The sequence below is a fragment of the Candidatus Peregrinibacteria bacterium genome (genome assembly GCA_030700255.1).
Classification (GTDB): domain Bacteria; phylum Patescibacteriota; class Gracilibacteria; order UBA1369; family JABINC01; genus JABINC01.
In genome coordinates this window covers 49362-63984 of the sequence record JAUYJN010000036.1, presented here as the reverse complement: position 1 = coordinate 63984, position 14623 = coordinate 49362, and the positions used below count along the sequence as shown (strand labels likewise).

At 36.5% G+C, this 14623-nt stretch carries 13 protein-coding genes; 6 read left to right on the top strand and 7 right to left on the bottom strand.

From position 1 onward, the window contains the following. Positions 1-477 precede the first annotated feature (477 nt). A complete protein-coding gene (locus Q8P68_04635; GenBank protein ID MDP4008449.1) occupies positions 478-1437 on the top strand; it encodes an MraY family glycosyltransferase in 960 nt (319 codons plus the stop codon). 23 nt (positions 1438-1460) lie between these two features. Here Q8P68_04635 and Q8P68_04630 read toward each other — a convergent pair whose 3' ends face one another. Continuing rightward, the gene (locus tag Q8P68_04630) at positions 1461-2738 is read right to left on the bottom strand and encodes a DUF4010 domain-containing protein (GenBank protein ID MDP4008448.1); all 1278 of its coding nucleotides are present in this window, start codon (positions 2736-2738) and stop codon (positions 1461-1463) included. Between the two features lie 194 nt (positions 2739-2932). Here Q8P68_04630 and dnaG point away from each other — a divergent pair, with 194 nt between their 5' ends. The 3 genes from dnaG (at position 2933) to greA (ending at position 6496) form a co-directional block, all read left to right on the top strand. Then, positions 2933-4723: a DNA primase gene (gene dnaG, locus Q8P68_04625; protein ID MDP4008447.1), complete on the top strand. Its 1791-nt coding sequence runs from the start codon at positions 2933-2935 to the stop codon at positions 4721-4723. Continuing rightward, complete coding sequence (gene rpoD / locus Q8P68_04620) at positions 4723-5931, top strand: RNA polymerase sigma factor RpoD (protein MDP4008446.1); 1209 nt, start codon at positions 4723-4725, stop codon at positions 5929-5931. The genes dnaG and rpoD overlap by 1 nt, the downstream gene beginning before the upstream one ends. An 88-nt stretch (positions 5932-6019) precedes the next feature. After that, the gene (greA, locus tag Q8P68_04615) at positions 6020-6496 is read left to right on the top strand and encodes a transcription elongation factor GreA (protein MDP4008445.1); all 477 of its coding nucleotides are present in this window, start codon (positions 6020-6022) and stop codon (positions 6494-6496) included. A 3-nt stretch (positions 6497-6499) separates the two neighbouring features. Here greA and Q8P68_04610 read toward each other — a convergent pair whose 3' ends face one another. From Q8P68_04610 to trpS, 5 genes are read right to left on the bottom strand one after another with little or no spacing between them, the layout of a single operon-like run. After that, complete coding sequence (locus Q8P68_04610) at positions 6500-6925, bottom strand: hypothetical protein (GenBank protein ID MDP4008444.1); 426 nt, start codon at positions 6923-6925, stop codon at positions 6500-6502. Next, the gene (locus Q8P68_04605) at positions 6912-7697 is read right to left on the bottom strand and encodes a prolipoprotein diacylglyceryl transferase (protein ID MDP4008443.1); all 786 of its coding nucleotides are present in this window, start codon (positions 7695-7697) and stop codon (positions 6912-6914) included. Before Q8P68_04605 ends, Q8P68_04610 begins: the two co-directional genes overlap by 14 nt. Further along, positions 7697-9010, bottom strand: coding sequence for a hypothetical protein (locus Q8P68_04600; GenBank protein MDP4008442.1), 1314 nt, complete (start codon positions 9008-9010; stop codon positions 7697-7699). The genes Q8P68_04605 and Q8P68_04600 overlap by 1 nt, the downstream gene beginning before the upstream one ends. 18 nt (positions 9011-9028) lie before the next feature. Then, entirely contained in the window at positions 9029-10645 is a 1617-nt protein-coding gene (locus Q8P68_04595) for a CTP synthase (GenBank protein MDP4008441.1), read from the bottom strand. 15 nt (positions 10646-10660) lie between these two features. Further along, positions 10661-11647 carry a tryptophan--tRNA ligase gene (gene trpS / locus Q8P68_04590; GenBank protein ID MDP4008440.1) on the bottom strand — a complete coding sequence of 329 codons (987 nt, stop codon included), beginning with the start codon at positions 11645-11647 and terminating at the stop codon, positions 10661-10663. Positions 11648-11651: 4 nt separating this feature from the next. On the opposite strand from trpS, the gene Q8P68_04585 reads away from it, so the two are divergent. Further along, on the top strand, positions 11652-11969 hold the full coding sequence (locus Q8P68_04585; GenBank protein ID MDP4008439.1) for a hypothetical protein: 318 nt from the start codon (positions 11652-11654) through the stop codon (positions 11967-11969). Continuing rightward, positions 11960-12301, top strand: a complete 342-nt coding sequence (locus Q8P68_04580) for a hypothetical protein (protein MDP4008438.1) — start codon at positions 11960-11962, stop codon at positions 12299-12301. Before Q8P68_04585 ends, Q8P68_04580 begins: the two co-directional genes overlap by 10 nt. A 19-nt stretch (positions 12302-12320) precedes the next feature. Here Q8P68_04580 and priA read toward each other — a convergent pair whose 3' ends face one another. Beyond that, positions 12321-14540, bottom strand: a complete 2220-nt coding sequence (gene priA / locus Q8P68_04575; protein MDP4008437.1) for a primosomal protein N' — start codon at positions 14538-14540, stop codon at positions 12321-12323. Between the last annotated feature and the right edge of the window lie 83 nt (positions 14541-14623).

Genomic DNA, 14623 nt, shown 5'->3' with positions numbered 1-14623 from the left:
GAGATGCGAAAACAATTCATCATACGATACGATTTGGGATCCAAAGGAGCCATGATCCGAGGCATCTAGTGCTTCTTTGCAAGGAGCATCATGAAATTACCCATGTTATGGATAAGAAATATTTGGCAAAAAGGTGAGCTTAAATGTTGTGGAAACAAAAGTGGAAACAAAAAAGGAAGGGAAAAGAGCGGAAGTTTCGGTTGGAGGCGATGAATTTTGGTGAGAGGATAAAGTTCGGTTGGAGGCGATGAATTTTGGTGAAGTATGTGATATTTCGCATTGTGCCTATGTGGTAATTCTCATATTATGTGGGCTGATTGGTGGCGTATTTATTTTGATTTGTATAAGCTGGGTTTGTTACTAAAAGATTATCGTTAAATAACATTTATGAATTATCTTTATCCATTTCTTGCAGCGTCTATTTCAACTCTTGTGTTGTGCCTTTTGGGGTTGAAAGTTTTCCCCAAGTTGAAGCTGATGGATAAACCGGCAAAATATGGGCTCAAGAGAAAACCGATTCCGTACTCATTTGGAATTGTGTTGTATTTGATTTTCGTTGCAGTTGTTTTGATTTTCCTTCCGATTCATGAGTATCCAAGTGTGATTGGTGTCATGGTCAGCGCGGGGCTTATAGTTGGTATGTCTTTTGTAGATGATTTTAGGCCTCTACCCGCATCATTACGTCTTCTTATTCAATTTTTAGCCGGAGCGATTATCGTGTATTCTAATGTGGGGATTCATAGTATCTCAAATCCTTTTGGGGAGCCATTTTCCCTCGATATATATACTACGGTGATACATGGATTTGAGATAGTTTGGCTAGCTGATATCTTTACGATTCTTTGGATTATGATTCTTATAAATAGTGTGAATTGGCTTGATGGTGTTAATGGCTTGGCTTCAGGAGTAGGGGTGGTCGCTTCATTTGCACTTTTTTTCCTGAGCTCTAGGCCCGGGTTCCACACTATCGACCAATCACCGGTTATTATTATGAGCATTGTGCTTGCCGGAGTCGCTCTTGTTTTCTGGTGTTTTGATTTTTATCCGGCTAGGATGCTTATGGGGGATAGTGGTTCTATGTTTCTTGGCTTCATGCTCGCTGTTTTATCTATTTTTTCAGGTGGAAAAGTCGCTACGGCATTTCTGATACTTGGTTTCCCTTTGCTTGATTTCTTTTGGGTGATTTTGCAGCGTTTGATCAAAGGTAGATCTCCTTTTAAGGGTAAAGATCGTTTGCATCTACATGATAAGTTGATGAGTATGGGCCTTTCTCTTCGAAAGATTTTATTTTTGATTTATATGCTTTGTGCAGTTTTTGGTTTTTCTGCATTGTTTCTAGGGTCTATGGGGAAATTTATAACGATAACAATAATGGCCATCATAATGATGGTGATGGTAATGTTGAGTTGGCAGGGCGAGCGAAGCGAGCCTGAATAGAGTTTTGGTTCAGATATATGGTTTTACCCGAGCCACGCAAAAGCTCCGAAGATTGCGATTGTTAGAGTTAAGTAAATCGCTGCATGTAGGCGGAATTGTTTGTTTGCCAAGAAAAATAGAACGATGATTTTTTGAATAATACTAGCGATAATTCCGAGTATCAAAAGTTGTAGGCTTGTGTCTAGGGAGATAGCTGCTGACGTTTCGGCGATTGTTACCGTCATGGCATCCAGTGAAATCAGGCCTGAGAATAAACTGGTTATATATAGTCCTGCATTTCCAATGTATGCGAAAAGTATTTTGATTGTTAGCATCATAGCACTAAATATCCCTCCGAACATTAGAGCTTGCGAGAGTGTGAATGGGCTTTTTACGTTTACTTCTCCCTCGAATTTTATTGTGTTCTCCGGTTTATTTGTACATGTTTTGTAACTGTAATAAGCAAGTAAAAGTAAAACGACTATTACAGTTGTTATTGATGGTATTGCTTTTATGAATAATTCTTTATTTAGTACAAAAAGCTCTATTTCGGTCAGTATTAGACTAGCGACTTGAGCTAAAAATAAAGCTAGTAAAAGAGTCTTTGTTTGAATTTGGCCTTTTTTTGACTTACTTTGTTCAGCTAGGATCAAGTTGACTGCGGTAGATGATGCAAACCCACCAAAAAAACCGGTTAATGCCATGCCTTTGCGTTCACCGAAGACTTTGCTGAGTATGTATCCTGCGAAATTTAGACCGGATATAAGCACTATGATGAGCCATATTTTATGTGGATTTAGAGCTCCCCATGGATCAAATGTTTGATTTGGAAGTAATGGAAGGATTATAAATGCAATTATTGCGAATTTTATACTTGCAAACATTTCTTGATTTTCCAGTCTGCTTGCGAACCCATGTAAATATTGCCTGTGTGAAAGTACTGTTATTACCGCTATTGTGACTACGACTGCGAGAAAAATTTGGTCGTATGCGGTTAGTATTCCTGTGAGAAATATAATTAGCGAAGTTATTTCTGTAGTTAATCCGATCCGATTTTGTTTCTGTTCGGCCTTGTACCCAATAGCGACCAAGACTACTACACTTAAAAACCCCATGACCGTGAGTAGAGGGCTAACTAATTGTCCAATTATTCCTGAGATCGCCCCCATCATACATATAAATGCAAATGTTCGAATACCTGCTACGCGTCTAGTTTTTTCACGTTGTATCATAGCCTCACGTTCAAGCCCAACAACAGCTCCAAGCCCAAGGGCCAGTATAGTTGCTGTTATATATGGATTTATATTCAATATTTCAAACATGATTTGTTTTTTAGTTTATGCAATCCATGAGAATCCTACGAGTAGGGCTGCCATTGAGATTAGATATAAGCTTATGTTTATTAAAATTTCTTTTAATTTTACCTTAAGTCTTAGCTTTTCGCCATATAATCTGTATATTTTGGTTGTGATTTTATGTGAATTGGGTTATTTTTCTCTCCCTTATACATTGTTATATGACAGTTTTTGATGACATAAAGGCAAAGTTGGACATTGTGACTCTCGTTTCACAGTATGTGCAGCTTAAGAAAGCCGGGCGGAACTTTAAGGGGCTTTGTCCTTTTCATAATGAAGCTACTCCTAGTTTTATGGTGAGTCCTGAAAAGCAGATTGCATATTGTTTTGGGTGTCATAAGGGTGGGGATGTGTTTAAATTCACACAAGAGCTTGAGAATTTGGATACACATGAAGTTGTTGAATTGTTGGCTGATAAAGCCGGTATTGATGTTTCGAAATATAATACAAAAACTTCAGGAGCTGAGTACAAAGTTAGAAAAGAGCAAAAAGAGATATTGCAAGATGTGTGCGAATTTTCGGTAAAATTTTATGAAGAACAACTTTGGAATACTCCGGATGGGGTCAAAGTATTGAGCTACTTGCGAGGTCGTGGAATCCTTGATGAAACTATCAAAGAATTTCGGCTTGGCCTGGCGCCTGATTCTTATGATAAGACCTTTAATTATTTACTTTCAAAAAGTTGTAATAAAGATGACATAGTTTTATCAGGCCAAGCCTCATCCAAATCCACAGATGCATCAAAAGTTTTTGATAGATTTAGACTTCGTTTGATGTTTCCGATAAATGACAAAAATGGCAAAACGGTTGGTTTTGGTGGCAGGAAGCTTCGTAAAGAAGATGAACCAAAATATCTTAATTCCCCTGATACTCCTGTCTATAATAAATCACATTTGATTTATGGTTGGGATAAAGCAAAGGACGCCGTGAAATCTGAGGATAAGGTGATTTTTGTTGAAGGGTATTTTGATGTAATCGCTCCTCATCAGGCCGGATTTAAGAATGTGGTTGCTACTTCGGGTACTGCACTTACCGATGAGCAGTTGAAATTTGTAAAACGTTATACGGAAAATGTACTTTTTGTTTTTGATTCAGATGGAGCCGGTATGGCCGCTACGCTAAGGGCCGTTGAACTTGCTATTAAAAATGGCATTAAGCCTTCTATAGTTTCACTTGGCGAATTCAAAGATCCGGATGAAGCATGCAAGGCCGGTAAATTTGGAGAATATTTGGAGGCAGCTAAGTATTTTCTTGATCATTATTTGGATGAATTTACTTCTCATATTTTAGAAGGCGGTAAGCCACTTAGTGCTGCTGCAAAATTGAAGATATGTGATCAGTTTTTTGCAATTTTGCAGCATTCATTAGAAGAGATTGAAATTAGAGCTTATTTGGAGAAACTTAGCTTTAAACTTCGTATAGAATTACAAAATCTTATCGATAAATTTACTCGTTTTCAAAAAGATCAGCAGCGCCATCGGTACAAGGGTGCAAATCAAGTTGAACTTGCTACTCAAAAAGTATCCGGATTCGCTCATACAGATTACTTTTTTGGATTTTTGTTAAGTTTTCCCGAGACTATTCCTGAAGTTAAGGATATAATCTCTGAAGAAGACTTCAATATCCCTACAAAAGATGTTTACAAAGCGCTAGTCTCTAACTATAATGGCACCGCTCTTGATATCGTGGCTTTTTTCAATGCAATTGACATAGGGTATAGTGAGGCTTTAAAAGTAGTTTCATTGTTCATAGAAACCCAATATGGAGGCCATTTCTCAGAGCAACAACTAGTGACCGAAGCGGTCTCGATAGCAAATAGAATAAAGAAACTTCAGGAAAGAAGTCTCTCAAAAGAGCTTAAGTTTCAGATGAAGGAGGCAAGGTCTAAAGGGGAAAAAGGACAGGAAGAACAGTTCTTCCAAAAGTATTCCGATCTAATACAAAGTCGTTAATGGCAAAAAAACATAGAAAGTTTATTAATCAGCCGTCGGTAGAGAGGTTGGAGCAATTTCCCGAGGAGGTTAGGGTGCTCATAACCAAAGGACAAAATAATGGTTTCGTCACTCAGAAGGAGTTGATGAAAGCTTTGCCGAATATGGAGGATGATATTGAGCTTGTAGACGAGCTTTATTCTCTTTTTGTAGAATGTGGTATTGATGTTGTAGATGTTGGGAAAGAGTTGATTTGGGGTAAGCAAGGTAAGGCAGGTGGAGATGATGATGCTACTGGTGGTACTACGGCTGGGGACGATGATGATTCAGAGGAAGATAAGGAAAAAAAGAAAACTAAGAAAGATAAACATATTGCGAAACATTCTAAATCAGTTGATTTACAGGAGATTGCAAATGATTCTATTCGTATGTACCTTTGTGAGATTGGTAAAGTCGATCTACTTACTGCAAAAGAAGAGGCGGATCTAGCAAGACGTATTGGCCGAGGTGATCAAACTGCCAAAAAACAGCTTGCCGAGGCAAATCTTCGTTTAGTTGTAAGTATTGCAAAAAAATATATTGGTCGAGGACTTTCATTTCTTGATTTGATTCAGGAAGGTAATATAGGTCTTTTCCGTGCCGTTGAGAAATTTGATCCAAATCGTGGATTTAAATTTTCTACATATGCAACTTGGTGGATACGTCAGGCGATTACTCGTGCGATAGCTGATCAGGCTCGTACTATTCGTATACCTGTCCACATGGTAGAAACTATCAACAAGCTGACTCATACACAAAGAAGGCTTGTTCAAGAGCTTGGGCGTGAGCCACTTATAGAAGAATTAGCAGCTGAAATGGATATGGATATGAAAAAAGTACGTCATATTCTTAAGATTTCACAGGATATTGTTTCACTTGAGGCACCGGTTGGAGCTGAAGAAGATAGTAAACTTGGAGATTTTATTGAGGATGACGATGCACTTTCTCCTGCTGAATCTACAAATCGTCAGCTTGTTAAGGAGAATATTCATGAAATGCTTCAATACCTTTCTCCACGTGAGAAAAAGATTATTGAAATGCGTTTTGGTTTACTTGATGGTATTGGTCATACACTTGAGGAAGTAGGGCAAGAATTTGGTGTTACTCGTGAACGTATACGTCAAATTGAAGCGAAAGTTTTACAAAAACTCAAAGAGCACCCAACTAGTGTGAAGATACGTCCAAATTGATAATTACATTTTAATTAAAAAATATATGGCAGATGATCAGGATATGCAAGATGTTGCCGCTTATGATGACGACTATATAGCCGTTGCTATGAGTGACGATGATAAAGTTACTTTTGTTACTAAGGATGGTCTTAAGAAAATTAAGGATGAATTGGAATTCTTAAAAACAGTTCGACGTAAAGAAGTATCTGCACGTCTAAAAGAAGCTATTTCATTTGGAGATCTTTCTGAGAACTCTGAATACGAAGAAGCTAAAAATGAACAGGCTTTCGTAGAAGGTAGAATTATCGAACTGGAAGATAAGGTTAAGCATGCGAAAATTATTTCTGATAAGCATTCTAATAAAGTAGTAACTCTTGGTACAAAGGTTAAAATCAAGAATCTAAAAGATGATTCTGAGGAAGAATTTGCTATAGTTGGTACTACTGAAAGTGACCCTCTAAACTATCTTCTCTCAAATGAGTCACCTATCGGTGCCGCACTTATTGATAAAATGGTTGGTGAAGAAGTGAAAGTTCAAGTCCCGGCAGGAACAGTCAAATATAAAATAATGTCTATCAAATAGGTATTATCTTTTCTTCTTAGTCTTTTTTTTCGGCACCGGTATGTATTTATCAGTCACCATCTTTTTCTTTGAGCTGTGTGCCTGTGCGTAGGCTTTTTTCTTGTGAACCGATACTATCTGCCAAATCTCATAAATACTCCATAGTATGAGCATATATGCGATTATTCTCATCCCAAATAATGGTATACTTAAATGTCTGGCACCTATCGTGAGTAATCCGAGTATTCCTATTAAAGCTAATTTTTGTAAATGCTTCTTTTGTAATTTCCTTACCAATTTATTTTCTTGGTGCTTTGCTGCTAACAATCGTAAGTGAGCGCGCAGTACAAATAAGGCTACGAAATATATTGCTATAAATATACTTAAGATAGATGCGGTAGGTGTGAGGTTAAAATAATATCCGAATGTGAAGAAGTTACTGATTTCCATGGGCTTGTTTTTTAAGTTGCCTTAAGTATATACACGAAGCGGCTGTTATAATAAAGGATAAATAAAGCGTTATGCTTATATTGAATATTGTATTGATCGTATCTCCTCTGAATATATTCTCTATAAATAGAGATGTGCTGATTAGCATTATGATAAATGTTGCTTTGAAGCCTTGGATCCGGAGATCCTCTTTTTTTCTTTTGAAGTACTCTCGGGTTATAAATATTGATATACAAAATAAAACAGTCCCATAGATTTGAGTTGGATGTACCGGTGATATGATTGGGATGTCCATGTTTTTGAATGCAATACCTATTGGTAAATCAGTTTTTGAGCCATACCCTATGCCATCAAATAACTTACCTATATACACGACCGGTAAGGCATAAAGAAAAGGCCCCATAACATAGTCCATCCATTTCTTAAATGATTCTTTGTTTTTTCTTGTGATATACAGTAATGCGATGACTGATGATAATAAACCGCCCCAAAAAGAAAATCCTTTATCCCAGAATGCAAATATCGAGAATATACTTCTTAAATTAATTTCATAAAAATAATATGATGCATTTGAAATAACATGGACTATTCTTGCACCGATGATAAAGCTTATAATTATAAAAGAACTATTTTCGTATAGTAATTTAAAGTCATCACGTTTTTTTTGGAGAGATTTTATGAGTAATTGTATGAAAATAAAAAAACCTGCTATTATAAATATCCAAATAGTAGAAATTATGAATGGGCCTATTTCAAATAACGTTGGGTACATTAGAAGTTTATATTAACAAATAGTATGACTAGAATAATAAGTGAATAAGATATGTAATTGAACATTTTATTTTCTTTCATAAAAAATCTTTTTGTTTGCAAGCTTATGTGTAATAAAAACACAGTTAGTATAAGATAGGTAAATACAGGTGATAAGAATATATTTGTTTGCCAATAAAATTTCTCATTTAGGAATATACTCTTAAAAGTCAGGTAATAATTTATGAAATAATACGCTATATAAAATGTTAAAAGCCAACCAGTTATTATGATTAAATCGCTATCCAGTTCACTATGGTGGTCATGATGTTTTTCCAGATTCTCTGATTTTAAAACTGATTTTAACTGAGTTTTCAGATCTTTCTTTTTAAATCTTAATTCTCTTATTTCTGTTTTGACTTCTGATTTCAAAGTTTTTGGTGCTTTTAGCCATATTCTTATGTAGTCAAGAATTTGTCCGTTGACTAATTTCATTTCATTTTTGATTTTCTCTACCTCTACTGATTCTTTCTTTAGGAATTTTTTAAAAAAAGACAACTTGCCTTCTGATATATTTATATCTTCATTGAATAGACCTATATTAGGATTTGTATCTAATTTATGTATTTCAAGTAATAACTTTTGAGTATCTAGCTTAATACGGTCTCTCTCTTGTACGAACCCATCTTGCTGTAGGTAAATTTCTTTTTCTTGTATACTTTTTAGTAGTTCTTCAGATGTTTGTTTTATAAAGTTAAGATTGTTCGAGTTTTTTAGTCTAAGTAATTTGTCTTCTATTTGTTCTATGTGTTTTTTCTCTTCCGGCTTTATACTGTCACCGAATTTTTGAAGTACTTCGTTTACTTTTATAATTACAAATTCAACTTCTTTTAATAGCTTAGATCTTACATCTTTTTCTTTGTCAGTAAGAATATCCGGAGCATCTTTTTCTGCTTTTATTACATCATAGCTGGCGCTGATATCTTCTATATTTATTCTAGCTTGTTGTTTTTCTTCTTCAGTTGCATCCATTTTATATAGTGCCAAAACTTGGAAACTATATTCCTCTATAAGTCTTTTGTATGCGCTTTTTAAATCGGTCTCGGGTATCGTACCTATTATTTTCTTCCCAGACTTGTCTAGGGCCTCAAATTTGAGTTTTTTGTCATTTTCCTCTTTGGTATCTTGAGTTTCATCTACTATTTGTATACTCAAAACTGCCAACCCTAAATCATTTAGTTGAATTCTGGCATTCTCTTCGCTTATGGCATTAATAAACCCACTTAGCTTTTTATTTTCATTGTTTATTGCTGTGTATTTGAACGTTGAACTCATCAGTTGTGCAGTTAAATATTAACGCTTTGCCTTCGCTGCTTTAATAAGTCCAAGGAAAAATGGATGTGGTTTATCAGGTCTTGAAAGAAATTCAGGATGGAATTGACTTCCCATCATGAATGGATGATTTTTTAATTCTGCTACTTCAACCAGACCTGCCTCCTCATATATACCACTTGCTACCCAGTCTGAACCTTCTAATTTTTGAACGAATTCATTGTTAACTTCATATCTATGCCTATGTCTTTCTACGATTTGAGTACGATTGTAGTATTTTTTAGCTTTGGTGTCTTTTTGTAATGTACATGGGAATGCACCAAGTCTGAGTGTGCCACCCATCTTGCATCCTTTGAATTGCCCAGGTAAGAAATGAATGATGTATTTTGATCGGTCTAATTTCTCATTTTCGTCAAATTCTTCTGATGTTATTTGTGGATCATTGAGGAAATGTCTTGCGTATTCTATAGTTAAAATTTGCATTCCGAGGCAAAGACCCAGATATGGGAATTTGTTCTCTCTCGCATATTTAGCAGCCAAAATTTTACCTTCAACTCCGCGTATTCCAAATCCTCCGGGTACTACCATTCCATCACATTTTTTTAGACGATCCCATGTTGATTTCTTCTTTTTTTCGAGCTCTTCTGATGAGATCCATTCTAAATCAAGGTCGCGGTCTTCGTAATAACATGCTATTTTGAGTGATTCAATCACGGACAGGTATGCATCATCGAGACCTGTATATTTGCCCACAAGAGCGATCTTGATAGATGGTTTTTTCTTATCAATTTTCTCTACAAATTCTTTCCATTTTGTCATTCTTGGAGATACTTTTCCGAGGTTTAGTTTTTCAGCTATTATTTGTGCAACTTTGTGTTTTTGAAATTCCAGTGGAACTTTGTAGATAGAATTTAGTGTTAGCGCCGGAATTACCGCTTTTAATTCTACATCACAAAAAAGTGAAATTTTTTGTAGCATTTCTTTTGGGATATCATAGTCTGCACGCGCTACTATGATGTCCGGCTGGATACCGATTGAGCGTAGGTCCCGTACTGACGCTTGAGTTGGTTTTGTTTTTAGTTCTCCTGAGCCTTTTAAGTATGGGAGTAGGGTTAGGTGTACATAAAGCGTATTTTCACGCCCTAGCTCGTGTCTAAGCTGTCTGATTGATTCCAAGTATGGTAGCCCTTCTATATCTCCGGTTGTTCCGCCAATCTCAACAAGAACTATATCTGCTTTACTCTTTTTGCCTGCTTTTAAGATGCGGTCTTTAATTGCTCCTGTGATATGTGGGATAATTTGAATAGTTCCTCCTAGAAATTTCCCTTCACGCTCCTTGTCTAAAACTTCCATGTAGATTTTCCCTGTACTGACTGATGAATCTTTTGAGAGATTCTCTCCGATGAAGCGTTCATAGTGTCCTAGGTCCAAATCTGTTTCACCTCCATCTTCTGTGACAAATACTTCTCCATGTTGAAATGGACTCATTGTACCCGGATCTACATTTAAGTATGGATCCAACTTCATTGAAAATACTTTTAAACCACTAGCCTTAAGAAGCGTACCGATAGATGCTGATGCGATCCCTTTTCCAAGAGATGAGCACACGCCACCGGTAACGAAGATGTATTTTGTCATATTTATTTTAAATTTCTATTTAAGTCCTACTGCGATTTTGACTTCTTCTAGCGTTTTATTGGCAAATTCATTCGCCTTGTCTGCGCCTTCGTTTAAAACGGATTTAATGTAATCCAAATTCTTCTCGAGTTCAACTCGTTTTTTGCGATATGGTCCAAAGTAATCCATGATGCGTTCTAAAAGCATTTTCTTCACTTCTCCATAGCCAAGCCCACCATTTTTGTACTTATCTGCAAGGTCTTTTCGCTCCGTTTCATTCAAAAAAAGCTTGAAGATTTGATAAACGTTACAAGTAGAAGGGTCTTTCTTCTCTTCCACACCTTTTGAATCAGTGACTATGCCCATTACTTGTTTCTTTAAAATCCCTTCTTCTGCGAAAAATTCGATTGTATTGCCATAACTTTTACTCATTTTCCGACCATCTGAACCGGGGACTATTGCTACTTCCTTAGGTGTAAATTCTTCAGGCAATCCAAATAGTGGTTTATCTGCTTTGCAGTATTGATTATTGAATTTTGTCGCTATATCTCTCGCAATTTCAAGATGTTGTTTTTGATCCTTCCCAACCGGCACAAGACTCGGTTTGTATAGAAGTATGTCTGCAGCCATGAGTACAGGGTATATAAACAGTCCTGCAGTTGTATCTTTTACACCTTTGTTTTGCGCATCTTTCCAAGAGTGAGCTCTTTCTAGAAGTCCATGTGGAGTTAAGCATGCAAGAATCCAAGCAAGCTCTGTATGAGCAGGGACGTCACTCTGTCGAAAGAATACTGTTTTTGATGGATCAAGGCCGAGCGCGAGGTAATCGAGCGCGAGGAACAGTGTATATTCTTTTAATTTAGCCGGATCTTTAACAGTCGTTAAGGCATGCATATCAGCCATAAAAATAAATGATTCAAATTCGGGGTTATTGCCCATATCTACATTTTGCTTCATTGCACCAAAATAATTCCCCAGATGAGGAACCCCGGACGGCTGTATTCCAGATAAGATTCTTTGCATTTTTATGATTTATTTTACTCTCGGACATTCTAATGAACATGCTGTTTTTTGGCAACTTGATGTTTTGCTTGGTGAAGTATGGCTTTTTATGATTTCAAATGTGGTTTTGAGCTTTGAAAGTTGTGCTTCAGAGCTTGTGCCCACGCATAAGTCACGAACGCCGTACTTCAGAGGCAATTCTCGGAGAAATCGTCGTGAAAGTCATACTTCAGACCTCATTTTTGAAACCTTAGTGAATGATTATTTATTAAACTATTTGCAAAATCATCTTTCATGGTGTTATGATGTTGTACTAATTTTTAATAAATTAATATGGATGTAATAGAAGATGTTGTTGATGAGGTAATTGTTGAAGATGGTGGTGTTGAACAAAGTAAAGTCTTATCTTTTGATGAAGCGGCGGAGGAATTGATTGTTATGCTTGAAGAAATGAAAGGTGGTATGATTTTGAATCTTAAAGTTGTTTCGAATGAAGAATTGCTTGAGCATATTCGTAATCGGACTGAAATTGGTTTAAGACTTATTCATAATCATATAGAAGTTCAGGAACGATTATCTAGAGGCAGAGCTGAGGAAGATGATTTTTCTCATAAAGCAAAAGGCCTTGCTCGTAGTGTACGGGAGTTGCTAGCGGGAGTTGCTAGATTATTCTAATCTTTGAAGATAATAGATTTTAGATCCTGTCGATTTTGATTTCCCTGAGTGTTTCCGGGGTTAGTCCGTCTAGGGCTTTGTCGGGGTTTGAGCTTTGGATAAACACGTTGTAGTGGTGCGCATTTGCGTGGTAGGGGATGTAGTCTGGGGCGAGGTAGATTTTGGTTTTTTTAGTTGGTTGTGTTGGTGGTTTAGATACGATCTGTTGTAGTTGCTTTGTTAGGTTTTGAGCTTTTTTTATGCAAGGTTTGAGGTCTTTGTCGATTACTGTTAGTTTTATGATTTTTGAAAATGGTGGAAAATCAAATTTTTGACGTTCAGAGACTTCTTGTGCATAGAATTCGTGGTAATCATCCCTTGCGGCAGAGAGGATCATTTTGTTGTCAGGGTTATAAGTTTGGATTACGACTTCCCCGTGCTTGTCACCCCTAGCCGTACGGCCAGCTACTTGTGTCAAAAGTTGAAAGATTTTTTCACTTGAACGGAAGTCGGGTATGTTGAGGCCTATTTCCGCAAGTACTATTCCGACCAATGTGACATCTTGAATATCCCAACCTTTTGCTATCATTTGTGTTCCTATGAGTATATCTGCTTCGTGGTTTTTGAAAGTTTCGTAAATTTGTTTTATACCTCCTTCCTTTGCAGTTGTATCACTGTCGGCTCGGATTATTTTTGCCTTGGTGAAATGTTTTTGAATTTCTTCTTCGACTTTTTCTGTTCCAAGTCCTGTTAATTTAAAATTATGGCCTTGGCATTTTGGGCACATTGAGGTCATCGGTTTTGCGATGCCACAATGATGGCATTGGAGGGTAGGGGAATTGTGATCGAAGCTCGCTGCGCTTGATCGGTGATATGTGAGTGGGATGCCACATGTGTCGCAGGCCTCTTTGAATCCACAATCTTTACATATTATGGCGCTTGCGGAGCCCCTGCGGTTTACGAATAGGATTATTTGTTCATTTTTGGATAATTTTTCTCGTATTTTTGATATTAATAATTCTGAAAATATTGAGAAGTTTTTTTTCTTCCATTCTTCTTTCATGTCTACCAAATATACGTCGCGACGGCTGTCTTTTGCGATTTTTTCATCTATGTGGTTTAGCTCGATTTGTGAATTTGATTTCATAGCTGAGAAATAAGTTTCTATATTTGGAGTGGCTGATCCGTATATGACTTTTATGTTTTTTAGTTTTGCTATCTCAGCAGCGACGCGCTTGGCATTGTAGCGCGGAGCGGTATCTTGCTTGAAACTCGAATCATGCGATTCATCCAGAATTATTATGCCAAGATTCTGAAATGGTGCAAAAAGTGCGCTCCGCGCTCCAATTAAAATCTTAGTTTTCCCCATGTATACATTTAGCCAACTATCTGTTCTTTCTTTCTGTGTTTGTCCGCTATGCATTATAGAAATGATGTCTTTGCCAAATACACTTTTAAAATACTCCTCCGTTTGAGGTGTAAGGGAAATCTCCGGTAGTAAAATCAGTGATTGGTTGCCCTTTTCAAGTTGTTCGTGAATCAGATGTAGATAAACTTCCGTCTTACCAGATCCTGTGACTCCATGTAGTAAGTGTAATAATTTTTTACTTTTCTGAATATCTTCAAATACTTTTTTTTGTTGAGTTGTGAAATTTGATTTTCTAGTTCGAAGCTTACTTTCGTTATGTGTCATTTTCACTTCTTCAATTGTGTTTAAATGAGACTCTTCATATTGCTCGATGAATTCTTTTTCGATCAATGATTTGATGATTTGCTTTGAGAAATCTTTGCTTAATACATAGTCTTCTTTTCTGTCTTTTATTTCTAGAAGTTCCATAAGTAAATATTGTTTTTTTGAACGAGTCAGCTCTTTTTTTAGTTCTTCAAAATCTTTTTTTCGAATTTCATCTTTGAGCTTGTACCATATCGTCTTTGGTAATTTCACCTTATGATCCCAAATTCGAGACGGCAAAAATAATTTTGCTGCCATAACTTTTCCGCAGAAGTAGAATTTAGCAATCCAGTTTATTAACTCAACAGTTGATTCATTTATTGAAATTTCTGAGATTTCGAGTACCGGTCTTGTTTTGAATTTTGGTGCAATACTCGTTTTGTTGATAACAAGCCCATGCATGAAGCTTTTACGGAATGGTATTTTTACAATACTACCAATATTTATTCGCCCTTCAAATTCCGCCGGTACGGAGTAGGTGAGGGTTTCAATATTACAGCTGTTACTGGGGATTACTTCGATATACATATTTGTACAAAAAAAGAGAGGGTAATGCTATGCGTAGCATACCCTCTCTTCTATTTATTTTGAAATCTTTTCTCTTGTTTCTT

Coding starts and splice junctions, on each gene's coding strand:
- Q8P68_04635 (MDP4008449.1), top strand. CDS start 478: ATGGATAAACCGGCAAAATATGGGCTCAAGAGAAAACCGATTCCGTAC.
- Q8P68_04630 (MDP4008448.1), bottom strand. CDS start 2,738: ATGTTTGAAATATTGAATATAAATCCATATATAACAGCAACTATACTG.
- dnaG (MDP4008447.1), top strand. CDS start 2,933: ATGACAGTTTTTGATGACATAAAGGCAAAGTTGGACATTGTGACTCTC.
- rpoD (MDP4008446.1), top strand. CDS start 4,723: ATGGCAAAAAAACATAGAAAGTTTATTAATCAGCCGTCGGTAGAGAGG.
- greA (MDP4008445.1), top strand. CDS start 6,020: ATGAGTGACGATGATAAAGTTACTTTTGTTACTAAGGATGGTCTTAAG.
- Q8P68_04610 (MDP4008444.1), bottom strand. CDS start 6,925: ATGGAAATCAGTAACTTCTTCACATTCGGATATTATTTTAACCTCACA.
- Q8P68_04605 (MDP4008443.1), bottom strand. CDS start 7,697: ATGTACCCAACGTTATTTGAAATAGGCCCATTCATAATTTCTACTATT.
- Q8P68_04600 (MDP4008442.1), bottom strand. CDS start 9,010: ATGAGTTCAACGTTCAAATACACAGCAATAAACAATGAAAATAAAAAG.
- Q8P68_04595 (MDP4008441.1), bottom strand. CDS start 10,645: ATGACAAAATACATCTTCGTTACCGGTGGCGTGTGCTCATCTCTTGGA.
- trpS (MDP4008440.1), bottom strand. CDS start 11,647: ATGCAAAGAATCTTATCTGGAATACAGCCGTCCGGGGTTCCTCATCTG.
- Q8P68_04585 (MDP4008439.1), top strand. CDS start 11,652: ATGATTTATTTTACTCTCGGACATTCTAATGAACATGCTGTTTTTTGG.
- Q8P68_04580 (MDP4008438.1), top strand. CDS start 11,960: ATGGATGTAATAGAAGATGTTGTTGATGAGGTAATTGTTGAAGATGGT.
- priA (MDP4008437.1), bottom strand. CDS start 14,540: ATGTATATCGAAGTAATCCCCAGTAACAGCTGTAATATTGAAACCCTC.